At 73.3% G+C, this 24,581-nt stretch carries 15 protein-coding genes; 5 read left to right on the plus strand and 10 right to left on the minus strand.

Annotated elements, in window-relative coordinates; translation table 11 throughout:
* Positions 1-36: 36 nt before the first annotated feature.
* The 5 genes from ACFQ8T_RS11735 to ACFQ8T_RS11755 all read right to left on the minus strand — a co-directional run bounded on the left by ACFQ8T_RS11735 (position 37) and on the right by ACFQ8T_RS11755 (position 10,287).
* The gene (locus ACFQ8T_RS11735; RefSeq protein WP_430546710.1) at positions 37-2,664 is read right to left on the minus strand and encodes a glycosyltransferase; all 2,628 of its coding nucleotides are present in this window, start codon (positions 2,662-2,664) and stop codon (positions 37-39) included.
* Positions 2,657-7,753, minus strand: coding sequence for a CDP-glycerol glycerophosphotransferase family protein (locus ACFQ8T_RS11740; protein ID WP_430546711.1), 5,097 nt, complete (start codon positions 7,751-7,753; stop codon positions 2,657-2,659). Before ACFQ8T_RS11740 ends, ACFQ8T_RS11735 begins: the two co-directional genes overlap by 8 nt.
* A gap of 14 nt (positions 7,754-7,767) precedes the next feature.
* Positions 7,768-8,157 (minus strand): hypothetical protein, encoded by a 390-nt coding sequence (locus tag ACFQ8T_RS11745; protein ID WP_430546712.1) that lies wholly within the window; start codon positions 8,155-8,157, stop codon positions 7,768-7,770.
* A 170-nt stretch (positions 8,158-8,327) separates the two neighbouring features.
* Complete coding sequence (locus ACFQ8T_RS11750; protein WP_430546713.1) at positions 8,328-9,296, minus strand: ABC transporter ATP-binding protein; 969 nt, start codon at positions 9,294-9,296, stop codon at positions 8,328-8,330.
* Positions 9,289-10,287, minus strand: coding sequence for an ABC transporter permease (locus tag ACFQ8T_RS11755; RefSeq protein WP_430546714.1), 999 nt, complete (start codon positions 10,285-10,287; stop codon positions 9,289-9,291). Before ACFQ8T_RS11755 ends, ACFQ8T_RS11750 begins: the two co-directional genes overlap by 8 nt.
* Positions 10,288-10,452: 165 nt before the next feature.
* On the opposite strand from ACFQ8T_RS11755, the gene ACFQ8T_RS11760 reads away from it, so the two are divergent.
* The gene (locus ACFQ8T_RS11760) at positions 10,453-11,733 is read left to right on the plus strand and encodes a CDP-glycerol glycerophosphotransferase family protein (RefSeq protein ID WP_430546715.1); all 1,281 of its coding nucleotides are present in this window, start codon (positions 10,453-10,455) and stop codon (positions 11,731-11,733) included.
* 69 nt (positions 11,734-11,802) lie between these two features.
* On the opposite strand, the gene ACFQ8T_RS11765 is transcribed toward ACFQ8T_RS11760, so the two are convergent.
* Genes ACFQ8T_RS11765 through ACFQ8T_RS11775 form a run of 3 tightly spaced genes read right to left on the minus strand, consistent with a single transcriptional unit; the run spans position 11,803 to position 15,331 of the window.
* Entirely contained in the window at positions 11,803-12,498 is a 696-nt protein-coding gene (locus ACFQ8T_RS11765) for an NTP transferase domain-containing protein (RefSeq protein WP_430546716.1), read from the minus strand.
* A complete protein-coding gene (locus tag ACFQ8T_RS11770; protein ID WP_430546717.1) occupies positions 12,495-13,793 on the minus strand; it encodes a CDP-glycerol glycerophosphotransferase family protein in 1,299 nt (432 codons plus the stop codon). The genes ACFQ8T_RS11765 and ACFQ8T_RS11770 overlap by 4 nt, the downstream gene beginning before the upstream one ends.
* A gap of 47 nt (positions 13,794-13,840) precedes the next feature.
* A complete protein-coding gene (locus tag ACFQ8T_RS11775; RefSeq protein WP_430546718.1) occupies positions 13,841-15,331 on the minus strand; it encodes a glycosyltransferase in 1,491 nt (496 codons plus the stop codon).
* A 159-nt stretch (positions 15,332-15,490) separates the two neighbouring features.
* Between ACFQ8T_RS11775 and ACFQ8T_RS11780 the strand changes: the two genes are divergently transcribed.
* Positions 15,491-17,956, plus strand: coding sequence for a glycosyltransferase (locus ACFQ8T_RS11780; protein ID WP_430546719.1), 2,466 nt, complete (start codon positions 15,491-15,493; stop codon positions 17,954-17,956).
* Positions 17,957-18,044: 88 nt separating this feature from the next.
* On the plus strand, positions 18,045-19,166 hold the full coding sequence (locus ACFQ8T_RS11785) for an acyltransferase family protein (RefSeq protein WP_430546720.1): 1,122 nt from the start codon (positions 18,045-18,047) through the stop codon (positions 19,164-19,166).
* A 1-nt stretch (position 19,167) separates the two neighbouring features.
* On the opposite strand, the gene ACFQ8T_RS11790 is transcribed toward ACFQ8T_RS11785, so the two are convergent.
* Positions 19,168-20,028, minus strand: a complete 861-nt coding sequence (locus tag ACFQ8T_RS11790; RefSeq protein ID WP_430546721.1) for a TylF/MycF/NovP-related O-methyltransferase — start codon at positions 20,026-20,028, stop codon at positions 19,168-19,170.
* Between the two features lie 124 nt (positions 20,029-20,152).
* Between ACFQ8T_RS11790 and ACFQ8T_RS11795 the strand changes: the two genes are divergently transcribed.
* Together ACFQ8T_RS11795 and ACFQ8T_RS11800 are read left to right on the plus strand one after the other, a co-directional pair.
* A complete protein-coding gene (locus ACFQ8T_RS11795; RefSeq protein ID WP_430546722.1) occupies positions 20,153-21,169 on the plus strand; it encodes a hypothetical protein in 1,017 nt (338 codons plus the stop codon).
* Positions 21,170-21,288: 119 nt separating this feature from the next.
* Positions 21,289-23,400, plus strand: coding sequence for an acyltransferase family protein (locus ACFQ8T_RS11800; protein WP_430546723.1), 2,112 nt, complete (start codon positions 21,289-21,291; stop codon positions 23,398-23,400).
* Between the two features lie 40 nt (positions 23,401-23,440).
* Here the strand turns inward: ACFQ8T_RS11800 and glf are convergent, their stop codons facing one another.
* The gene (gene glf / locus ACFQ8T_RS11805; RefSeq protein ID WP_430546724.1) at positions 23,441-24,577 is read right to left on the minus strand and encodes a UDP-galactopyranose mutase; all 1,137 of its coding nucleotides are present in this window, start codon (positions 24,575-24,577) and stop codon (positions 23,441-23,443) included.
* Between the last annotated feature and the right edge of the window lie 4 nt (positions 24,578-24,581).

The following is a 24,581-nucleotide window of genomic DNA, read 5'->3' on the forward strand; positions in this document are numbered from 1 at the left end:
CCAGGGCGTCGTGGCGTCCGCGCGGGACGCCGGACCTCAGCCGCGCAGCGCCTCGAGGATCCGCTCGCGCGCCTTCCCGTCCCGGTAGGCGAACGCGCGGTCGATCCGCTCCGCGTACCGGTCGGGCAGGCGCTCGAGGGTGCTGGCGACCGCCCGCTGGGCCGCCTCAGCGCTCGTGACGACCGGGCCGAACCCGGACGTCTCGAACCCCGCCGCCCGGGAGCGGGCGCTGTCGGCGGCGCCGAGCACGGACTCCCGGTCGACCTGGAGATAGACCGTCGGCCGGCCGAGATAGGCCAGGTCGAGCGCACGGGCGGAGGAGTAGTCGGTGACGAGGACGGCGGCGGAGGCCAGGGCCTCCAGCTCGTCGTCCTGAGGGACGAGCTCCACCCCGGGCGGGGGCGAGAAGACCTCGGGGCCCACCCCCGACGGGAGGATCAGCCGGACGCGGCGCCCCTCCCGGGCGGCGAGAGCGGCGAGCTCGGCGGAGCCGAGGAACTCCCGCCAGGCGGCCACGAACGGCAGGGCGCGGAACTCCTCGATCGCCCTCCCGGCCGATTCCGGGTCGGTCGGCCGCAGCGTGCCGGACCGCCAGCCGGGCGCGACGACGACGTGCTCGGCCGGCGCCCGCAGCTCCTCGAGCCGGTCGTGAGAGGGCAGCCCGGTGAGCGCGACCTCGCTCGGGAGGTAGGTCTGCGTCCCGTAGGGGCCGCCGGCGCGGACGAGCTCGATCGCCGAGGACACCGTGATGAGGTCGGCCTGCGACGCCCAGGAGTCGCGATGGAGCAGCCTGCCGACCCCGCCGGCGGGCAGCAGCGCCACGCGCCACTCCCGCGGGATCCCGTGCCCCGGGAGCGGGACGTGCGCACGCCGTGTCATGCGGGACGTGACCAGGAGGTCCGCCCGGCGCAGGAGGGAGGCGTGCTCGGCCGACCCCGCGGTCACGCACCCGACGCCCGCCCGGCGCAGCCGTGCCTCGGCCTCGGAGCCCGCCTCGGTCACGAAGCGCATCTCGACGTCGGACGCCCGCTCCTGCACGTACCCGTAGAGCAGCTCGCTCTGCGACGGCGCGGCGTCGGTGTCGTCGCCGGTGACGAACACCCAGGTCTCGCCGCGCGCGGCCTGCGGCTCGGCGTGCACCGCGGCGCGGGGCTGCGCCGTCGAGCCGGTCACGGCCCGCGCGAGGCGCCGCCAGCGGGAGACGACCGCACCGGAGACCGCGGCCGGCGGCGGCGCGCTGGCCGGAGCCGGTGCGGTGGGGGCGGCCGGATCGGCCTTCTGCGCCGCGGGCTTGACGTCGATGGGCGGCCGCCTCCCGGCGCGCTCGTCGACGTCGCCGGCCTTCAGGATCGTGCCGTCGAGCTCGAGCGTGAAGCGCGGCTCCGTCGAGGCCAGGCCGACGACGTCCCCCCGCTGCATCCTTACGAGGAGCACCAGCTGGTACAGCCAGGTCTTCCCGAGGTACTCGATCCCGCGGCTCCTGCGCTCGAGGACCTCGGCCTCGCCCGCGACGACCTGCAGCTCCGGGAAGTCGTGGTCGCTCCCGTAGACGGCCGCGCGCCACGCGCCACGCTCCGGGTGCCAGCGCAGCCGTTCCACGGGCGAGGACGAGACGTCCTCGACGGCGGAGAGCCACGCGAACCGCATCTCCAGCGGCACCGCGAAGATGTCGAAGCCCCTGATGTTCTCGGCGCCGATCTGCCGCAGGTTCTCGACCAGACGCTCGCGGATGAGCGCCAGCTGTTCCTCGGACGCGAGGTCGACGGGCGTGTTGGCGCGCCGGTTCCGGCGGAACAGCATGAACACGAAGTACAGCAGCAGGTTCGCCAGCCAGGGCGGGCACTCGTCGCCAGCGCGGTCGAGCATGCCGCGGTGCGAGATCCCGAACAGCGACGCGTAGCGGGACATGTTGCCGCTGTGCTTCGACACGATCGAGGACGCGTCGGCACGGCGGAGGTAGAAGTACTCCGCCCCCGGGACCAGCACGTACCGCGCCCGGTTGCAGAGCAGGAAGTGCCCGATCATGTCCGTGTCGGAGGACTGCAGGATCTGCTCGTCGAACCGGAGGCCGTGGCGAGAGATCACGTCGTGGCGGAAGAACGCGACACCACCGAGCGTGTGGATCTTGCGCGGCTGCCGGCGCAGGTCGATGACCGAGCTGACGGCGCCGACGTACCGGGCGTCCAGCGTGTGCCCGATCGTCGAGCCGTCGGGCGAGGTGAGGATCGCCCGGCCCACGAACATCGTCTCGTCCGGGAACCGCTCCCGTGCCTGCTCGATCTCGAGCAGGTAGCGGGGGTCCAGCCGGTCGTCGGGGTCCGGGTGCGACACCCAGGTGCCGCGAGCCCAGGCGAGGCCCGTGTTCCGGGCCGAGGCCACGCCCCCGTTCGGCTTCGTGACGACGCGGACGGCGTAGTCGGTGGTGGGCATCCAGGCCCGCACCACGTCCTCGGAGTCCTCGGGGCAGCCGTCGATGACGAAGATCAGCTCGTACCCCGCGTGCGCCGCGACCTGCTCGTCGAGCGACCGGAGGAACGCGGGAAGGTACGGGCCGACGCGGTAGCAGGCGATGACGAGGCTCGTGTGGGGCGACAGGGCGTCCCACTCGTCCTCAGGGCGATTGACGTCGGTCACCTCGATGCCGGTCACCTCGGTGTCAGTCATCACGGCCCTTCCGCTCCTTCAGGCCTTCGAGCTCCAGCCCGACCTCGTAGATGCGCTTCGAGTTGTCGTGGTCGAAGTAGGCGAAGAACGTCTCGACCCGCTCCTCGAACTCCGGTTCCGGTGCGCAGCCCCGCTCCAGGTAGCGCTCCAGCAGGTCGAGCAGGTCCTGCTCGGACTTCGCGACCTCGCCGAACGCGTCGGTCGCGTAGTCGAACGACGCCGCGGGGTAGTGGGGCGGGATCGAGTCGGGCTGGTAGTACAGCACCGGCTTGTGCATCTGCGCGAAGTCGAACTGCACCCCGGAGAAGTCGGTGATCATGAGGTCCGACCCCGTGAGGAGCTCCTCGTAGCTGACGTCCTCCGTGGCGGCACGCACCTCGACGTGCTCGCTCTGCGAGACGAAGTCGGTCAGCTGGGTCCCGGTGTTGGGGTGGAGGAGGAAGAGGAAGCGGTACCCGTGCTTCTCGAGGGCCGTGTGCAGCCTCGGGCTGTTGATGAGCGAGTCGAAGACCCGGAAGTAGTCGGTCTCCCGGAAGGCGCGGTGGCTGAGGGTCTGCTCCACGCCCCGCTGCGGGCTGTGCAGGTACGTCCGCCAGGTCGGCGCGAGGAGGATCGTGCGCTCCGCCCGGGAGCGGAGCCCGTCGTAGCGGGCGAACCCCGTCACCTCGACCTGGTCGGCCTCGTAGCCGTAGTTCGCCTGGAGGAGGTTCCGGCGCTCGAGCTCGGAGACCACACAGATCCGTTCGAAGTTCGAGAACCCGATGTTCAGCAGGTTGTCGAGCTTGTCCACCACGAGCCCGTGGTTGATGTAGACGACGCGCGCGTCGAACAGGTCGCGGAAGTACGTCTGGTCGAGCTGGAACCCGAAGGTGTTGCTCGTCCCGATGCGGGTGGCGAAGACGATCGACGCATGGAGGTAGTGCAGCCGCTGCCGGTCCGTCCCGAAGGCGAGGTACTCCACGCCGTCGGCGTCGAGCTGCGCCGCGAGGGCCGTGCCCGGCTGGGCGACGTAGTGGGTCTCGACCCCGTCGCGCTGCGCCTGCGCCTGCGCGTAGCGGTACGCGTACTCGCCGTTGTCCCCGCCCTTGACGATGCGGTCCGCGTACATCCAGATCGTGCGGCCGCGGTAGTCGGGCAGGGTCGTGAAGTACTCGCCACGGAGCCGTGCGGCACCGATCCGCACCGGGTCGCCGGACTCCCGCAGCGCGCGCTGCAGCGCCTGCTCCGCCGTGTCCCGCGCCGGTTCCGAGTAGGGCGCGATGTCGATCCCACGGCGACCCACCGTCAGGATCCCGAGCCCGGGCACGGCCCAGTACGCCGCCGGCTGGTCGCTGAGCTTGGCGGTGGCCCGTGTGAAGCGGAGGCGCAGCGGCGCGGACCACGCGTCCGGGGCCGCGTACCGGAGCTCCAGCCGACCGGTGGCCTCGGCGAACGGGATCGACGCCGTGAAGGTGAAGGCGCGGTGGAGCGCGACACCGTGCAGCGAGGTGTCGGCGTACCGCTGCCGGTCGACGAGGGGGACCGAGCGTCCGCCCACGTGCACCTCGAGCCGGTGCCCGGGGTGGCTGAAGACCAGCGGGATCCGGCCCCTGACCGTCAGGACGCCGTCGCGGGCGGCCATCGAGTCGATCGAGACGGTCACGTCGTCCGGGCGTTCCAGCTCCAGTCCGCGGAACGCCGCGTACGGCCCCCGGGCGTCCTGGCCCAGGACCGGCTCGAACGCCGCACCGTGCTTGAGCCGCAGCAGGTGCATGCGCACGGTCGGGGACGGGATCCGGGTGGGACGGCGAGGCGCCCAGATCAGCTCGTCGGCCGTGTGCCGCAGCGCCCGCGAGAGGACGCGCTCGTAGGCGGCGAGGTCCTCCTCGGTGAAGATGCGCTTCGGCGTGCCGCCGGTGTTGTGCCGGATCCGGCCTGCGAGCAGGTGCACGAACAGGCGCTGCAGGTAGGCGTGGCTCGCGCCGAGGTCGGCCGTCCCCTCGAGTAGGTCCGCCCAGTCCCGCGCGAAGTCGAGGTACCACGACCGGGTCAGCACCTCGGCGGACTGGTCCGCCCCGTCGTCGAGCACGCCGTGGGAGCGCACCTCGCCGAGCACGCCGAACCCTCCGCTGATCGACAGCGCGGCGGCGAAGGCGACGCCGCGCGTGCGCGCGGCCGGGTACCGCCGGACGGCGGCCCAGAGGATGTCCGCGCGGACCAGCACCGGGCTGGAGCCGACCCACAGCGGGGCGTTCTCGCCGAGGGGCACACCGCCGCCGAGGTCCGCCTTCGGGTGGAGCGCGTGGCCCACGGACGCGTCGGTGAACACGTGCAGGTCCTCGACCGCGTCGGGACCCAGGCGGTCGAACGCGCCCGCCTCGAACTCCACCCCGGCGTCGACGAGGCACAGCCGGTCGTCCGGGGCCAGGCCGGCGAAGACCCCTGCCTCGACGAGCGCGGCGAAGGAGCGGTCGGGCACGGTGCGGAGGTCCGGGTCCGGCTCGAGCTGCGCGACGGAGAGCCGGGTCCGCAGGTGCGCCAGCGTCCCGTCCTCGCCGACGACCACGTAGCGGACCCGGGCCGACCGGTCCGCTGCCCGGCCCGTCGCGGAGGCCCCGGTCGGCGCCGTCGTCGCGTCGTCGGCACGCTCGTCCATCGACCCCGCGCCCGGCAGCAGCCGGGCCAGGTCGGGATCGGCGGCGAGGGCCGAGACCACCTCCCCCGCACCGAACTCGGAGTACCGCAGCACCGGGACCTGCTGCAGGGTCTCGAGCCCGTCCGGAAGCAGCGGCACCACGTCGTGCTCGCGCGCGAGCCACAGCCAGGACTCGGCGGCGTGGAGCCGCTGGCCGAACATGTCGGGCACGACGACGTCGATGCTGTCCAGGAAGCCCGCACGGTCGAGCTGGTCGCTCGGCACCACCGTGACCCCCGCGGCCTCGGCCCGCGCCCCGGTCAGGCGCCTGCCCTCGTCGTAGAACACCACCTCCGCGGCGCCCGAGCCGACGAAGACGGACCGCAGCACGCCGAGGTTCCAGCCTGCGCCGTCGACGTGCCGGGGCAGGACGACGCCGATCCTCGGGTGCTCCGGAAGGGTGCTCCGGTCGGCCGCTCGTCCCTGGACGAGCGCGACGTCGGCCCCCTTGCCCCGGAGGTACCGGAACAGCTCCGGCGAGGAGACCATCCAGCTCACGGGCGCGCCGAAGACGGTCCGGGCCTGCTCCTCGCACCAGGCGACCGGGGGCAGCACGGCCTCGTCCACGCGCCGCACGGTCTCGTCGAGCACGAGGTGCACCCGGTCGACGACGAGCCCGACCTCGGGCTCGGCGGGCAGCGCGAGGAGGTACTCCGGGTCGTCGACGATCAGGTTCTCGACGTGGGTCGTGTCGCGCCAGCTCATCCACCGGAGCTCGCCCTGCTCGACCGCGTCGGTGAGCCGGCGCCGCGACTGCACGGTGCGCAGGTTGCGGCTGGACCGCGGACGGGACCCGCTCAGCAGGCCGACCGGGCCGTCCGCACCGGTCAGGAGGGTCCGGATCCTGTGCAGACCGTCTCGGGAGCCTTCCAGTGCGGAGTTCCAGTCGGCCAGCACCGCGTGCGAGAGCCGTTCGACCGGCGCCTCGCCGCGAACGGCCGGAGGTGCCCAGCAGATCGACGGACGCGAGTCGCTGAGCGTCCAGTCGTCGGACCCCGCGGCCTTGATGCGGCTGTGCGCCGCGCTGTACTGCTTGCTGTAGGCGAGGCGCGCCCCCGACATCCAGTTCGGCCGGAAGTCGGAGCGCGAGAGCGAGCCGAGCTTGAGCTGGACGAGGCCGAGCGGATCGGGGAGGTTCACCACCGCGGACCTCCCGAAGGCCCTCTTCAGCCGCTCGGAGAACTCGCTGTCCCCGGCCTTGCGCACGTCGTCGAACTGCCCGAGCCTCTCGAGCACGGCCTCGCGGCGGAACAGGAGCGACGACACGTTGGTCCGGTGCGGCGAGTAGCCCAGGTAGGTGACGCCGCCCGTGGCCAGCACCCGCTGGCTCTTCGACGTCGACGCGATCTTGCGCGGGTCCGAGAGCAGCGGCAGGAGCTGCCGCTCGATGCGCTGCGCGTGGGAGACGTCGTCCGCGTCCTGGAAGGTCACGAACTCGCCGCGCGCCTCGCGCAGCCCCGAGTTCCGCGCCTGATAGGCACCGCCGTTGCGCTGCCGTGCGATGACACGCACCCGGGGGTCCGTCGCGGCGGCGTCGTCCAGGTGCTCCCGACCGCTCGTGGAGCAGTCGTCGACGACCAGGATCTCGAGGTTCGACCAGGACTGACGGACCAGCGAGTCGATCGTGTGGCGGAAGCCGACGTCCGGGTCGTACGTCGGCACGACGACCGTCACCAGGGGCTGCTCGTCGGGCGGCACGCTGCACGGCGCGGCCTCGGGGGCCTCGATGGCCCCGAAGACCCCGCCGGGTCCCTCCACCTCGTCGGCCGCGAGCACGAACGGCGCGAGGCCCCGGTCGGTGAACGGCTTGTTGAAGAGCGCCCACCAGCGCTCGAGCTCGTCGCCGACGACCCCGGAGGCCTGGTCCGCCGTCGCGCGCTCCGCCATGCCGGCCGGACGCAGCAGGTCGGTGCGGCCGGCCCACACGATCCTCTCCTCCGCGGTGGGGAGCGAGGCGAGCTCCTCGAACAACGCCTCGGCGCGCGTGAACACCGCGACCTGGGTGGCGAGGCGCAGCGCCGCCGACGCGTCCGGGTCCCACAGCTGCGACCGGTCGAGCGCCGTGACCATGACCCTCGTGGCGACCTCGAGGTGCCGGCGCTCGGGCTCGAGCACGCAGGCGAGCAGCGCCGCGCTGAGCACGCGGGGCACGTCCCAGCGCAGCATCTGCTCCCGGGAGACGCCGGACACGATCGCCTGGCGCAGCTGCTCCCAGCGGTGAGCGGCCCCCGTGCCGTCCAGCGCGAGCAGGTCCAGGAAGGCGGCGGAGCGCATGCGGCTGCCGACGGCGAGCGCGCGCCAGGGCGACTGCCGGTTCAGCAGGAGGAACTCGTCGGGCGTGAGCTCCTGGAACGCCGGCGCGGGCTCGTCGGGGTGGGCGTGCGCGAACGACTGCGGCGCTGCGGGGATTGCCATGTCGGTGCCGCGTCCTAGAGGTCGGCCGAGCCCGCTGCGGGGGAGCCGGCCGCGTCCCGCTCAGGCCGCGCGAGCTCGAACGCGATCCGTGCCGCCAGCCGCTCCGGAAGGTGCTCCTCGATCCGCTCGAGACGCGCGTTCACCAGGGCGATCTCGCGCTCCGCGGCGACGCCCGCCGAGCGCGACGTCTCGGACTCCCTCCGTGCGCCGTTCTGCCCGAGCCGGTAGACGGCCGAGAGCACCTTGCGCAGGAACAGCAGGACGATCGCCGTGCAGACCCCGACCGTGACCAGCACGGCGATGAGGCCCACCTGCACCGGGGCGAACAGGCACACGAGCACGGCGACGACCATGCACACCGCCATCAGGGCGACGGCGGCGATCTGGCGAGGCGAAAAAGACATAGTGGAAGACACCTAGCATGCGGTGGACTGTCGACGGACGCTGGCGCGCCATCCCTGTCGAGCGGCTCCGAACCCGACCGGCCGAGACCGACCGCGGCGGCAGGGGTCGCTCGCCGGCCCATGGTAACGGGTGGGCCACGGGCCTCGAGGGAGGCCCGGTCCCTACGAGATCACGACGCGGCCTGCTTCTTGGGACGCTGCTTCGAGCGCGCCCGCGGGCCGACCCCGCCGGCGCGCGCGGACGAGCGCGCCTGCCGGTGCGCACGGACGAACTTGCGGTACTCGCCCAGCACCTCCTCCGTGCCGCCGTCCATGACGAGCTGTCCCTGGTGCACCCAGAGCACGCGCGTGCACATCGCCTCGATCGTGGTGATCGAGTGGCTCACGAGGAAGATCGTGCCCGCGTTCTTGCGGACCTCGTCGATGCGGGCCTTGGAACGCGCCTTGAACGCCGCGTCACCGGTGGCCAGCGCCTCGTCGATCATGAGGATGTCCGGCGTCGCGGCCGACGAGATCGCGAACCGCAGCCGGGCCCCCATTCCGGAGGAGTACGTCTTCATCGGCATGTAGACGAAGTCGCCGATGTCGGCGAACTCCACGACCTCGTCGAAGCGATCCTCGACCTGCTTGGGGGTGAGCCCGAGGGCCAGGCCTCCGATCCAGATGTTCCGCTCGCCCGTGAGCTGCGGCATCAGCGCGGCGTTGACGCCGAGCAGCGCCGGCTCCCCCGCCACGTACACGCCGCCCGAGTGGGGCGGGATGAGGCCGGTGATGGCGCGCAGCAGCGTGCTCTTGCCGGAGCCGTTGATGCCGACGATGCCGATCGACTCCCCGTGCCGGGCGACGAAGGAGATGCCGCGCACGGCGTGCACCTCGCTCACCGCGCCCACGTGCTGCGACGTCGAGCTCACCAGCCGACGCAGGAGGGAGCGCTTCGGCGCCTTGGCCTCGCGCACGTTGTCGGCACCCTTGGCGGCGACCTGCTTCGCCTTGCCGCCGAAGACGCGGTAGACGATGTGCAGGTCGTCGACGACGAGCACCGGGTCGCCGACCGTCGCGACGGGCTTCGGGCCCTCAAGGTCCTCCGGCTCGAAGTCCTCGTCGAGGTCGACGTCGAGATGAAGATCCGACTCAGTCACGGCCGTACCGCTCCTCTCCGCGCCAGAAGACGATGAATCCCACGACGAACGCCACGACCGCCCAGCCGGCCGCCCACAGCCACATCCACGGGTCCTGCGGCATCGACGGCTCCTGCGTGAGGATCGAGCGGGCCACGTAGAGGAACACGCCGATCGGCTGGTACTCGAGGATCGGCCCGATGATGGCCGCCGCCTGGGCGGGCAGGTCCTTCACGTAGTGCATCACCGGGAAGATCACGCCCGACGCGTACATCACGAGGCGCAGCACGAAGCCGATGATGTTGTCCAGGTCGGGAGTGATCGCCACGGCGCGGGCCACGATGAACGCGATCCCCGTGTTGAAGATCCACATCAGCGCCACGATGGCGGGCAGCAGGAGCCAGCTCCAGGTGACGTGCACCGTCGGGTACGCCGGGAGCAGCCCGCTGAGCAGCACGATCGCGCACATGACCACCAGGGCCGGCACGAGGGTGGTGAGCAGCGAGACCACCTGCGCGATCGGCAGCACGGCGCGCGGGAAGTGCAGCGACCGGATGAGGTTGGTCTTCTGCGCGATCGACCGCGACCCGGCGTGCACCGACTGCTCGAAGAACCGGTACAGGAACGTGCCGATGGTGATGAACGCGATGGTGTTCTCCACACCGCGGTTCGCCCCGAGCAGGATGCCGAAGATCAGCACGTAGACGGTCGCGTTGAGGATCGGGTTGAGGACGGCCCACAGCTGACCCAGATAGTTGTTCTGGTTCTTGGAGTAGGCCGTCGCGGTGCCGAGGACGCGGATGAACGCCCAGCGGGAGGCGACGTCGCGGATGTACTTGCCCAGCGGCGGGCGCACGCCCATCTGCTGCAGCCCGAACTGCTCCGCGATCGCCCGTCGCTCCTGCGAGGTGGTGTCCGGCACGACCGGCTCCGGCGGGCGGAGCGGGTCACGACCGGGCTCCGGCTTCCCGCGGTCACCCGAGGCGGCGTCCGTGGTGGTGTCGGTGGTCACGTAACTTGCATACCCGTCTTCCGAGGTACGGCCAGCGGCTGCCGGGCCCTGTCGATAGTACAGCGATGAGGTGAGCGCCCTTCGCGCCGGCGCCCCCCGGGGAGGGCCTCAGGACGCCGTGGAATACTCGTCGCGCCACGGGAACCCGCCACCAGGAAGGCACGGATGTCGCACGTCACGCCACCGCAGCAGCCCACGATCACGGACCGCGCGCGCAAGCTTGCCGCACAGATCTTGCTGACCGCGGGATCGCGCGTCAAGCGGGTCGTGACCAGCACGATCGCCGGCGAGGAGCCCGAGCACTCCCCCGAGCTGGACGGCCTCCCCCCGTTCCCCGTGGTGGCGTACTTCGCGGACACCCCGAACCAGGGGTACCAGCTGCGGCAGTGGCTGCCCGTGCTCGAGCGCGTCGCCGCGCAGCACCCCGTGGCGATCGTCACCCGGCACTGGGAGCTCACCGAGCAGCTCCGTGAGACCACCGACCTGCCCGTGCTCTTCGTCCGGCGCCTGGACGGTCTGCGCCGGCTCTACGAGCAGATCGACGCCAAGACGGTCGTCTACGTCAACAACGGCTGGCGCAACTTCCAGTCGCTCATCTACCAGCGGGCCCTGCACGTGCACGTCAACCACGGCGAGTCCGACAAGATCTCGATGGTCTCCAACCAGGCCAAGGCCTACGACCACGTGGTCGTCGCCGGCCAGGCCGCGATCGAGCGCCACCGGCGCGCCCTCATCAACTTCGACCTCGACAAGCTGGTCGTGTGCGGACGCCCGCAGCTCGACCTCGACGTGGCCTCGGTGCTCGCGCCGGTCGACAGCCGACGGACCGTGCTCTACGCCCCCACCTGGTCCGGCGAGGACGACGCCAACAACTACACGTCCCTCGACCTGTACGGCACCGCGATCGTGCGCGCCCTCCTGGACCGCCCGGACGTCCGGCTCGTCTACAAGCCGCACCCCCGTGTGCTCACCGCCGAGGAACCGGCGGTCGTCCAGGCCCACGCCGAGATCGTGCGGCTCGTCACCGCCGCCCGGGAGGCCGGCGCCCCGCACGAGCTGCCGCTCGAGGCCGACATCCTCGGCCTCTTCGAGGACGCCGACCTGCTCGTCACCGACATCTCGTCCGTCGGCCTCGACTTCCTCTACCTGCGCCCCGACGTCCCGATCGTCCTCACCGACCGGCGCACCGACCGTGCCCGCATCGTCGCCGAGGCCCCCGTCGCGAGCGTCGTCGACATCGTGGACGGCGACACCGTGGGCGACGTCGGCACGCTCCTGGCGGCCAACCTCGCCCAGGACCCGCACCACGACGCCCGCGGGCGCGTGCGCGACCACTACTTCGGGTTCGCACGGGGAGACAGCAGCCGACGCTTCCTGGAGTTCGTGACGGACTGCGTCGCGCGCCGCGACGCCATGGTGGCGGACCTCGACGCAGCGGCCTCCTGACGACCCGTCCCGCCACGGGACGACGAAGGGGCGGCGCCGGTCGGCGCCGCCCCTTCGTGGTCCGGCGGGTCAGAGCTCCTGGTTCGCCCGCTCCAGGTCCTCGGCGAAGTCCACCTCGACCGCGTACAGGTCGGAGATGTCCACCGGCAGCACCTTCACGCCGTCGTGCGCGATGGCGAGCTCGAGGCCGCCCTCGAAGTACTCCTGGTCGTCGACCTCGTCGAGGCGCTGCAGCAGCTTCGCCTTGTCCTGGGCCGCGACGTAGTTGATCCCCACGGCCTCGCCGAGCGCCCCGGCGCCGACCTTCTTCGACAGCTCGTTGACGTAGCCGTCGTCGTCGACGGTGTACTTGACCTCCTCGTCGCCGACGGAGGACGTGTTGACGCACACGAACGAGCGGCCCTCGTCGATGAGGGGCTGCACGCGGCGCAGCACGTCCGGGTGGAAGACGACGTCGCCGTTCAGCCAGAGCACGCCGCGGTCGCCCGTGACGCGCAGGGCGCGCAGGAGGCTCTTCGACGTGTTCGTCTGGTCGTACACCTCGTTGTAGGTGAACGCCACGTTCGGCGCGGCCTCGAGGATCATCTCGAGCTTGAAGCCGACGACGATCAGCACCTCGGCCTCACGGCCGTAGACGGAGCGGAGGTTGCCGAGCTGCTGGGCGAGGATCGTGCGTCCGTCGCGCAGCTCCGTCAGCGGCTTGGGGTGCGGCCGGCCCAGGCGGGTCCCCATGCCCGCCGCCAGGATCACTGTCTGGATGCTCATCGCGTTCCTCTCTCGTTACCTGTCGGTGCGGCGCTCGGCGCGCCGTGGGCCTCGACCCGGGCGACCTCGCGGTCGCGGATCTGCATGAGGCGCTCGCACGCGGCGACGAACCGCTGCGTGGAGGCGCCGGGAGCGGTGTCGCCGAGGTAGTGCTCGCGCAGCGCGTGGCGCCGGTCGCGCGTCGGGTCCTCGGTGAGCTCGCGGTCCACCGTGGCCAGCACGTCGCCGAGGGCGGCGACGGGCAGCGACGGCGCGAGCTCCAGCAGCGGGCTCGCCGCGATGATCACGTCGCCGACCGGCCGGGTCACGACGATCGGCTCGCCGGTGGCGAGCCAGTCCATCGCCACGCCGGAGACGTCGCAGACCAGGAGGTCGGCCGCCGCGAACGCCGGGGCGACGTCACCGTGGGTGTCGGTGCCGTGGGCGGGACCCTCGGCGGGCGCGGGCGCCGCCGCGAGGTACTCCCGGATCGCCTTGTCGGCCTCGCCGTACGCCGCGACGCGGACGCCGGTGAGCGGGTGCGGGCGGTAGAGCACCCGGTAGCGGCCCGACTCCACGAGGGCGCGCACGATCGTGAGCCCGTGCGTGGCCACCGTGCCGTACTCCGCCGACGGCTGGCCGCCCTCCCAGGTGGGGGCGTACAGGACGGTGGGCAGCGGCCCGCGGGGCGTCCGCGCGCGCAGGCGCAGCTGGTCGTCGAGCTGCGGGCGGCCCACCGGCACGCACCGCTCGTGCGCGTCGTACAGGGTGCTGAACCGCGCCATGCGCTCGACGGCGGCCTGCCCCGCGACGAACGAGAAGTCGTACGCCTTGGTCTGGTTCGACACCGTGACGAGCTTGTCGCTGTCGCCGTGCATCAGCGACGCGTGCACGAGCTGCCCGAAGCGCAGGCAGGTGAAGTTCTGCGGGTTGTGGTTGACGTACAGGGCGAGCTTCGTCGGCGACCGGCCGAGGACGTCGTCGAGGGTCGTGTAGTGCGCCACGGTGCGCACGTCCAGCCCGCTGTCGCGGCGGATCGCGCGCGCCGTGCGGGAGTCCTGGGTCACGACGACCACGGGGTGCTCGGCGTGCAGCGCGCGGAACGTGTCGTACCACTGCTCGATCTGGTAGAGCGCGTCGGGGGTGTCGGCGAAGTACACGAGCACCTCGTACGGCCACGAGGTGCCGAGGAGCTCCTGGTCCTCGCCCAGCCCGTCCGGCATGCCGCCGGGCAGCAGCCCCAGCCGACGGATCGCCTTGCCCCCCAGGGACCGGATCCGGCGGCGCCACGTGGCGCCGCGGGGTGTGGCGGTCAAGGCCCCTCCTCAGGGTGGATCTCAGGGTGGATTGCGGTCTGGTCCGGTCAGCGACCGGCGCGTCGCAGCATACCGGCCACCCTCCGCGCGGCCCGGGACAGCGACGATCCCCGGGGCTCCGCGCCGACCGGCCGGCCGGCGGCCCGCGGAGACACCGGTCGACGACGGGCGACGTCCGCGAAGACCTCCGCCCACCGTCCGACGACCGCTGCGTCGGAGTACCGCTGCGCGGTCGCGACCGCGGCCTCGCGCATGCGGCGCACGGCGTCGTCGTCGAGCGACACGAAGCGCGCGATCGCCGCAGCGAGCGCGTCGACGTCGCCGTCCGGCACGAGGAAGCCGTCGACGCCGTCGGTGATGATGTCCGCGGGGCCGTAGCGGATGTCGAACGCGATCGGCACGCACCCGCGCGCCATCGCCTCCGCGAACACCAGCGGCAGCCCTTCCGCCCTGCTCGTCAGCAGCAGGAACGAGGCGTCGGCCAGCCGGTCCGCGGCGCCCGGGACGTACCCGTGCAGCGTCACGCCGGGGACCTTCGCCGCACGGGGCTCGAGGCGAGCCCGCTCCGGCCCGTCGCCGTAGACGTCGAGGGTGAGCGGCAGGCCGCTGCGGACCTTCGCCCGGCGCAGCCCCGCGATCGCGTGGCCGACCCGCTTCCGGCGGCTGAGGCTGGCGAGCATCACCCCGCGGTACCGGTCGGCGTGCGCGGGCAGCGCGCCGTCGGGCAGGTCGGTGCTGTTCGGCACCACGTACGTGTTGTCCCGCACGCCCACCCGGTCGTGGACGTCGCGCCGCTGGCCCTCCGTGAGGAGCACCACGGCGTCGTAGTCACCCACGTGCTCGATCATCGGGGCGCGCGTCCCCGCGAGCGGCCCGTGCGCGTCCTCGGCCGCGGCGGTCAGGTGCGCCCCGTGCACCAGGTGCAGCGTGTAGATGCCCTTGATCTGCAGGCTGGCGAAGAACTTGGTCAGCGCCTTCGAGTCGACCACGAGGTACGTCGGCCGCTCGGTCAGCACGGTGCCGACCCAGTGCCGGTACAGCGCCCACACGGTGGACCACCGGCGCCCCGGGCGCCCGTCGCTGGTGTAGAACCGCACCTCGCGACCGGCCGGGGTGCTCTCGTCCGCGGCGGCGAGGGAGCCGTCGGGCCGGAAGTGCAGGTGCCGCGTGGACTCCCCGTCCTGCTCCAGGCGCACCCGCTCCCCCGGAGCTCCGCGCGGGAGGTCCCGCGGAGCGGCGCCGGCGCGCGCCCCGACCTTCTCGTCCGGCATCGCGCGGACGTCGGCCCACAGGTTGTGCAGCGTGACGCCCGGCACGAGCTGGCCGCGCTCCTCGAGGGCGGCACGGGCCGCGTCGACGTCGAGGGCCGGGTCGAAGGTGAGCACCCGCACCGGCACCCCGCCCTGGTCCACGAACGCCCGGGAGCGCCGGAGCAGGGCCGACGTCATCCCCCCGAAGTCGGCGGGGATCGACCAGGTCGCGGCGGCGTACCCCCCGTCGGGCAGGCGGGTCGTCGTCGGTCCGTGGCTGTGGGGCACCGGCCCATCGTAGGGTCTGAGGTTCGCCCGGTCCTCATGCGGCGCCCTCCCGGGCACGGGGGTCGCCCGAGGGGTGGACGGGCGAGCCGAGGCCCCCGCAAATCCGAGTCGTCCGATGTAGTATCGGCCGGCCCCGTCGACACCGAACCGGAAGCTCTGATGCCCTCTCGCCCGCTGCACCCTGCCACCCTGCTGCGCGGCGCCCGCCGCGCGCTGCGCGCCGCGCTCGGACGTCCGGAGCCCTCCGGCCCGGAGGCCTTCGCCCGGACGCACCCCGTGGTGCACGAGGTCCGCGGCCTCCTGCACGCCAAGGACCAGAAGGGCGCGCAGTCGCGTGTCGACGAGGCCCTGGCCGCGCCGTCCCCCACCCCCGACGCGCTGGTCGCGGGCGGCCTGGTGGCGCACCGCCGCCACCTGCACGAGCGGGCGCTGGACCTCTTCGACCGCGCGGGCGGCGAGGCGCTGGCGGTGGCGCCCGTGCCCTACGTCGAGTCGCTCTTCCGCGTGGACCCGCAGCGCGGGCTCACGCTGGTGCGCACTTGGCTCGACGGCGCCGGCGCAGCCCCGGACGCCCGGACCTGGCACACGGCGCTGCGCTACGTCTTCGCGCACGGCGACGACGCCCTGCGGCACGCCGTGCACGACCGGTTCGTCGCGGCCTACCGCGGGAACGAGGAGCGATGGCCCGGCGGGGCCGCCGAGGTCGCGTGGCTCGAGCGCTGGCGCGGGGCCGAGCGCCACACCACCGCCCCGGCGCCCGGCGCGCGCGTGCCCTTCGCGGTCATGGACTACGTGCAGCCCGGCAAGGGGAAGTCGTCGCAGAACATCGGCGACCACGTGCAGACGCTGTCGTCCCTCGGGCACGTCGTGCGCCGGCAGAACCTGCGCTTCCACGGCGACGCCGACCTGGTCGGCTTCGCCCGGGAGATGCAGGAGCGGGTGCGACCCGGGCTGCGCCTCGACGGCGAGGCCACCGACGTCGAGCTCTACCGCGTGGACCGCGACGGCTCGTCGTTCCAGGCGTTCCCGGAGGGCACCTGGCTGCTCGAGTTCGGCTGGCACTCCCACGACCTGGCGGGCACCGGCGTCTGGGACTTCCCGATGCACGAGAACCTCCGGCCGGTCTTCGTCTCGTTCCACTGCAACAAGCGCGGTCTGCTGACCCCGGAGGTGCTCGACTACCTGCGGGCCCACGGCCCGGTGGGCTGTCGCGACTGGACCACGGTCGACCTGCTGCTGTCGCTCGACGTCCCCGCGTTCTTCTCCGGCTGCCTCACGACCACCGTCAGCACGGTCTTCCCCGAGCTCGAGCAGCGTCCCGCGCCCGCCACCGTCTACGTGGACGCCGTGCGCGAGCCCGTGCCGGACGGGCAGGACAACATCAAGCAGAGCTACCGCGAGGTGAAGGACCGCACCTTCGTGGAGAACATGCGCGAGGCGGTGCGGCTGCTCGAGTGGTACCGCACGTCGTTCACGCACGTCGTGACGAAGCGGCTGCACTGCTACCTGCCCACGACGTCGCTGGGGCTGGACGTCGACTTCCAGCCCGCGAACTTCGCGGACGTGCGCTTCAGCGGGCTGCACCCGCTCGACCACGACGGCTTCGAGGCCATCCGCACCGGCATGATCGCGCGGCTCGAACCGGTCCTCACGGCCATCTTCGAGGGCCGCGACGCCGAGGCCGTGTACGCGCTGTGGCGCGAGACCGTCGCCCCCGAGGTGGAGGCCGCCCGCGCACGGCACGTCGCGGCGACGCCGCTGCCGGCGCTCCCCGTCGGTCCGGCGGAGGCGGCCGCCCCCGCCGCGGTCACGGCCCCTGCCGTGGACGGCGCCGTCGACGTGGTCCTCCTGCCCCGGCACAGCCAGCTCCCCCACGTGGGCGAGGCCGTGCGAGCGCTCGACGCGTCCGCGTCCGTGCCGCTGCGCGTCTGGCTCGTGGGACCGGGCGTCGGCCGGCTCAGCCTGCCCGAGCTCTCCGCGCGCACCTCCGTGCACCGGGTACCGACCTCGGCCCTCGACCTCGAGGCGCTCGGGCTGACCACGTCGCAGCGGGCGCACCACGTGCTGCTGCCGCACCTGCTGCCCGGCGTGGACCGCGCCGTGGTGCTGCCCGTCGACGCCGTCGTGCTGGGCGACGTCGCGGAGCTCGCCGCCGTCGACCTGGGCCCCACGGCCGTCGCGGCCAGGCACACCTCGCACGCGGACCCGAGCGGCTTCGGCCTGCTGTACCGGGCGGCCCGCCGCCTGGACGACGCGCCGGCGACGGCCTACGACTTCTACCGCCGCATCCACGCTCGGCACGTGTTCGACTTCAACGCGTTCGACACGGGGGTCATGGTGCTCGACCTGGCCCGCCTGCGGGCGGACGGGTACGCGGCGGAGTCGCTCGCCGCCATGCGGGAGTTCCGGATCGACGCGCGCGAGGCCCTGCACCTGTACGTCGGCCCGCACCGCACCGAGCTCGACGCGGCGTGGGACCACGTGCCGACGCGCGACCTGCCGGACGCCCCGGCGCGGCTCGTGCACTGGGCCGACCCCGTCAAGCCGTGGGACGAGGCCTACGTCGCGCGCCAGGACCTGTGGCGCGAGCGCGCCGCCAGGCCCGCGACCCCTGCCGCGCGGTAGCCGCGCGCCGCCGGATCGCGGACGGGCTCTCGTCCGAGCCCGTCCGCGATGGTCGCCCAGGTCACCCGACCGGGTATCGTCGCCGCCCATGATCTCCCCGACGACCACGTCCGTGCCGTCCGTCGGGAGCTCCGCCCCCGCCCGGGTGGGGCCCCGACCACGCCTCCGTGGGCTGGACGGGCTGCGGTTCCTGGCCGCGCTCCTCGTGCTCGGCTACCACTACACGGGGATCGGCATGCCGCACTGGGGTGCAGCGCCGTCCGACGTCTTCCCCGGGCTCAACCAGGTCACCCGGTACGGGTTCCTCGGCGTCCAGCTGTTCTTCATGATCAGCGGGTTCGTCATCCTGATGACGGCGTACGGCCGACCGGTCACCACCTTCGCCGCGTCGCGCGTCGCGCGACTGTTCCCCGCCTACTGGGCCGCCGTCGTCCTGACGGTGATGCTGCACCTCGTGTGGCACGACGGGCGGGACGCCTCGGCGATGGACTCGCTGCTCAACCTCACGATGATCCAGAACGCCTGGGACGCCACCGACGTGCAGGGCCCGTTCTGGACCCTCTGGTTCGAGATGCTCTTCTACCTGATCGTGGGGGCGTTCATCCTCGTGGGGGTCACCCGCCGCCGGGTGATCGCCCTCGCGGTCCTGTGGCCGCTCGTCGCGCAGCTCGCCAGGGCGAACGACGCCGACCTGCTGAGCACGGTGCTGATCCCGTCCTACGCCCCCTACTTCGCCGTCGGCATGCTGCTCTTCCTCGTCTACCGCGACGGCGGCGACCTCGCGGTGTGGCTCGGCATCGCCCTGACGAGCGTGCTGTGCGTGCGCCAGGCGTACCACTACGCCGGCCGGGCCTCCGAGCTGGTGGGCGCGCCCGTCTCGGCGGTCGTCTGCGCCGCCGCGGTGATCGCGATGGTCGGGCTCATCTGGGCGCTCAGCGCAGGGCCGCTGCGGCACGTCGACTGGCGGGTGCTCTCGACGCTCGGCGCGCTCACCTACCCGCTGTACCTCGTGCACGGCCAGTTCGGGTTCGCCGTGATCGACGTGCTCCACGACGACGCGTCCCGCTGGGTGGTGCTGGGGATCGCCACCGCGCTCTCCCTGGCCCTCGCGGCGGTGCTGCACCACCTCGTGGAGAACCGCGTGCACGACCGCCTGCGCCAGGGCGTCCGGTCCGGCCTCGAGAAGACCCTCGACACCGCACGGCGCTGACTCACGCGGTGCGCACCAGGTGGAGTCGCGCGTGCATCTCGCGCACCAGCCCGTACCTCGTGCCCTCGCGGGCGAGGAACTCGTCGACCGCCTTGCGGCACCCCGACCAGGCGAAGTAGTCGTCGACGACGAGCCTGCCCGAGGGGACGAGGCGCGGCACCACGCGCTCCAGGCAGGTGCGTGTCGACGCGTACCAGTCGCCGTCCAGGTGCGCGACCGCGACCGGCTCGTCGCCGGTCAGGGTGTCCTCGAACAGCCCCCGGACCAGCGTCACGCCCGAGCTGTCGACGGGCAGGCCGTGCCGGGCGAACGAGTCCCGCACCTCGCTGTACAGGTCGTCGCGGTAGCCGTAGTAGGTCTCCCCGCCGCGCCCCTTCGCCCGCCCCTCGACGATCGTGGCGTACCGGGCGTGGACGTCCTCGCCGTCCTCCTGCGTGGGCGGAGGGATGAGGCCGAAGACGTCGTGGACGAAGAGCCGGCGCCCCGGCGCCTTCGCCTCCGCCATCACGATGGCCGACCCCCCGCGGGCCGTGCCGCACTCCAGCAGCACGCCGGGCAGGTCCCGCGCCTCGGCCTCGAGCACGGCCTGCGCGAGGTCGTGCAGCGGGCGGGCGCCGAGCAGGGTCAGGTGCTCGGCACGCACCGCGCGCGCGACGGCGCCGACCTGATCGGGCAGGTCGTCGAGCAGGCCCGCCTCCAGCTCGCGGACCCGCCTGCGCAGCCGGCGCACCTCGGCACGGCGCGCGTCCAGCTCCGCACGCAGCGCGGCGGTGTCCTCGTCGTGCCCGGCTCGGCCCGTCCCCGGCCGTCCGCCCCGGCGCAGCGCGGCCACGAGCCGGTCTCGCACGCTCCGTCCGGACATTCCTCCATCGAACCTCAGGAACCGTCGGCCGGCCACGGGGGCGTCCCCGCACGACCACCGAGCGTTCATCCCCCGGCCACGCCGACGTCCCCTGCGCGTCGCCCGCCCCGGTGACAGTGGAGACGTGACCGCGTTCGTCGAGTCCCCGCTCCAGCTGCTGTCCGCCGTCGAGGCGCACGCCGCCGGGCACGCAGGCGCACGTACCCGGGTGCTGGCGCGCGCCGACGTCCCCGCCCTCTCCGGCGACGTGGACGCCGTGCGCGCCCTCGGCCTGCCCCCCGGCCTGGACGTCGACGTGGCACCCGCGCCGCGGCGCCTGCCGCACGACGTCGTGGTGGTCGGGGACCCGTTCGCCGGCGCGTTCCAGTCCGCGCTGGTCCGGGCGCTGCGGCCGCCGCAGCGCATCATCGTCGTGGACGACGGGCTCGGCATCCTCGACCTCGCCCACCGCCTGACGTCGGGCAGCTCGCTGGTGCGGATCGGCGCCCCGCCCGGGTCGCTGCGCTTCGGGCTCGGCGCGCTGGCGGCGCTCCGGATGCGTCGCGTGGCCGAGGACGGCGGGCTGAGCCTGTGCACCGCCCTCCCGCTCGACCCGGACCTGCGCGCCTGGCTGCGCCTGCTGGGCATCGACGTGCTCGAGCACGCCTTCGGGTGGCTGCGGGGCCGGCCCGCAGCCGACGCGCCGGCGGAGCCGACGGTGGTGCTCGGGTCGGCGCTGGCGGCGGACGGGCTGCTGCACCCCGACCGGTACGTGGCCTGGGTGCGTGGCGTCGCCGCCGACGGACCTGTCCGGTACGTGCCGCACCGTCGCCACGACCCGCGGATCTCGGCACTCCTCGAGCAGGCGCCGGGGATCGAGGTGGACGCACCCGGAGCGCCGGTGGAGCTCCGGCTGCGGGGCCTGCGGCCCGGCCAGCGCGTGGTCACGCTGCCCTCCGCCGCCGCCCTCACGCTCTCACGGCTGCTCGTGCCGCGCGGTGTGGCCGTCGTCCCGCACGCGGTGCCCGACGCCTGGTGGACCGACCGTGCGACGCCGGAGCTGCGCCATCGCCTCCGTGCTGCGCACGAGCTCGCGACGCTCGCCATGGCCTCCCCCGTCGTCGGACCGTCCGTGCGCGAGGTGCGGGCCGCCGCTTCCTGACCGGGCGGGCGCGTCGGCCGAACCGGCGATCCCGTGCGCGAGTCGGTTTGCCCTGGGCACCGGGTTCATGGTTAGCCTGACCGGCCCTCCGCTCCCGATCTCCACGGTGATCCCTCCGCATGACGACGCTCGTCCGCGACCGCACGTCCGGCGCGCCCGCCGCCCCGGACGGCGACCCCCGCCGGCCGTCTCGGACCTTCCGCCCGGAGATCCAGGCGCTGCGCGCGCTGGCCGTGGCCCTGGTCGTGCTCTACCACTTCTGGCCGGGCCGGCTGCCGGGCGGCTACGTGGGCGTCGACGTCTTCTTCGTCATCTCCGGCTTCCTCATCACGGGCCACCTGCTGCGCGAGGCGGAGTCCACGGGCCGGGTCCGGCTGGCGCGGTTCTGGGCGCGCCGGGCGCGCCGCCTGCTGCCCGCCGCCTACGTCGTCCTCGCCGCGACCGTCGTCGCGACGCTGCTGTTCGCGCCGCAGTCCCTGTGGCAGCAGTGGTTCCGCGAGACGCTCGGCGCCACGCTCTACGTCGAGAACTGGGTGCTGGCCGGCGACGCGGTCGACTACCTGGCTGCCGACGGCGACCCGTCGCCGGTCCAGCACTACTGGTCGCTGTCGACCGAGGAGCAGTTCTACCTCGTGTGGCCGCTGCTCGTCCTGCTCGGCACCGCCGTCGCCGCCCGGCGGGCCGGGACCCTGCGCCGCACGACGACGCTCCTCCTCGGCGCCGCCACCGCCGCCTCGTTCGCGTACTCGCTGTGGTTGACGACGGCGAACCCCGCCCCCGCCTACTTCGCCACCACGACCCGCGCCTGGCAGTTCGGCGCCGGCGCGCTGCTGGCCCTGTGGCTCGCCCGCCCGGGCCGGCGGCCGACGACGGACGGCGTGCGCACCGCGCTGAGCTGGGCCGGCCTGGCCATCCTCGCCGGCTGCGCCCTCGCGTACACCGACTCGACGCCCTTCCCCGGCACGGCGGCGCTCGTGCCCGTGCTCGGCACGGTCGCCGTCATCGCCGCCGGTGCGCCGGCGGGGCGCCTCTCCCCCGCGCCGCTGTTCGCCTGGCGCCCCGTGCAGCAGACCGGCGAGATCTCCTACGCGCTGTACCTGTGGCACTGGCCCGCGATCGTCCTCGCCCCGTTCGTGCTGGGGCACGAGGCGGGCCTGCTCGAGCGGGCGGCGCTGCTGGCCGGCGTCGTGCTCCTGGCCGCGGCGACCAAGCGCTGGGTGGAGGACCCGGCGCGCTTCACGGAGCGCTGGGGGCTGCAGCGCCCGCGCCGCGCCCTCGGCGTCACCGCGGCCGCGACCGCCGCGCTCGCCCTCGTCGCGGGGGGCGGCGTCGCCGTGGCGCAGCACCGCGCGCAGGAGCAGGCGGCGATCGCGGCCCGGGTCGTCGCCGACCCGCCGTCGTGCTTCGGCGCCGAGGAGATGGACCCCGAGCACCCGTGCGACAACCCCGCTCTCGACGACGTCGTCGTCCCCGCACCCGTCGCCGTCGCGGACGACGTCGCCGGACCCCGGGACTGCTTCGTCGACGTCGACGGGACCGCGCTGGCGGACTGCACGTTCGGCCCCGTCGACGACCCCGACGTGCCGCACGTCGTCCTGGTCGGCGACTCGCACGCCCGCGCGCTGCTGCCCGCGTTCCGTCAGCTCGCCGCCGAGGGGCGTGTCAGCGTCACCGCTCACCTGAAGAACTCGTGCGCCTGGACGACCGGGCCGGTCGACGCCGACGGCGAGCGCGTCCGCACCTGCGAGGAGTGGCGGGACAAGCTCGAACCGTGGCTGGAGCGGCACGCCGGGACGACGGACGCCGTCGTGACCACCGGGTCCCTCAAGTTCCTCTCGGGCAAGCCGGACCGGCAGGCGTCCGACCTCGCCGCCGCGTGGCGTCCCGTCGCCGAGCGGGGTGTCCCCGTCGTCGCCCTCTCGGACAACCCGCAGCACGACGAGGAACCGTCGCAGTGCCTCGACGGCGGTCTGGCCGCCGACCCCACCCGCTGCGACCTGCCCGAGGACCAGGCGTTCCCCGACCCGCAGGTGTTCGAGGAGGCCGCCGAGGAGGTGCCCGGCGCCTCGTTCGTCGACCTCACCCCGCTGTACTGCCGCGACGACACCTGCCCCGCCGTCATCGGCGGCGTCAACGTGTACCGCGACACGCACCACCTCACCGCCACGTACACGCGCACCATGACGCCCTACCTCGAGCGCGAGCTGCGCGACGTCGGCCTCCCCGTCTGACCGACCCGCCGTCCCGCGCTGCCGAACAGGCGGGCCGGAGTCAGGGGGTGAGCTTGTTGTCCACCATGGACAGGGCGGAGCCGATCGCCATGTGCATGTCGAGGTACTGGTACGTGCCCAGCCGGCCACCGAAGTGCACCTCCGGCTCGTCGGCCATGAGCTCGCGGTAGCGCTTGAGCCGCTCGCGGTCCGCGGGCGTGTTCACGGGGTAGTACGGCTCGTCGCCGCGCTCGGCGAACCGCGAGAACTCGCGCACGATGACGGTCTTGTCGCTCGCGTACTCCCGCTCCGGGTGGAAGTGGCGGAACTCCAGGATGCGCGTGTACGGCACCTCGGAGTCCGCGTAGTTCATCACCGGCGTGCCCTGGAAGTCGCCGACCGGCAGCACCTCGCGCTCGAAGTCCAGCGTCCGCCACGACAGCGAGCCCTCGGCGTCGTCGAAGTATCGGTCCACCGGCCCGGTGTACACCACCGGCACCTGACCGACCACGGCCTTCTTGCTCACCGGCTGCGCGTCGTCGAAGAAGTCGGTGGACAGCCGCACCTCGATGTTCGGGTGGTCGGCCATCCGCTCCAGCCAGGCCGTGTACCCGTCCACCGGCAGGCCCTCGTGCGTGTCGTTGAAGTACCGGTTGTCGTACGTGTAGCGCACCGGTAGCCGCGAGATGATCGACGCCGGCAGCTCCCGCGGGTCCGTCTGCCACTGCTTGGCCGTGTACCCCTGGATGAACGCCTCGTACAGCGGCCGCCCGATCAGCGACACGCCCTGCTCGTCCAGGTTCGACGGCCGCTTGTCCCCCAGCTCCGCCGCCTGCTCGCGCACCAGCGCCCGCGCCGCGTCCGGCCCGTGCGCCGACCGGAAGAACTGGTTGATCGTGCCCAGGTTGATCGGCATCGGGAACACCTCGCCCCGGTGCGTCGTGTACACCCGGTGCACGTAGCCCGTGAACGCCGTGAACCGGTTGACGTACTCCCACACCCGCTCGTTCGACGTGTGGAACAGGTGCGCCCCGTACCGGTGCACCTCGATCCCCGTGTCCGGGTCCGTCTCGCTGTACGCGTTGCCGCCGAGGTGGTCACGACGGTCGATCATGAGCACCTTGCGCCCCTGCTCGGCCATCCGCTCCGCGACGGTCAGGCCGAACAGCCCGGTACCGACGACGACGAGGTCGGTCATGCTT

The organism is Isoptericola sp. NPDC056618, from assembly GCF_042792715.1.
Lineage (GTDB): Bacteria > Actinomycetota > Actinomycetes > Actinomycetales > Cellulomonadaceae > Isoptericola > Isoptericola nanjingensis.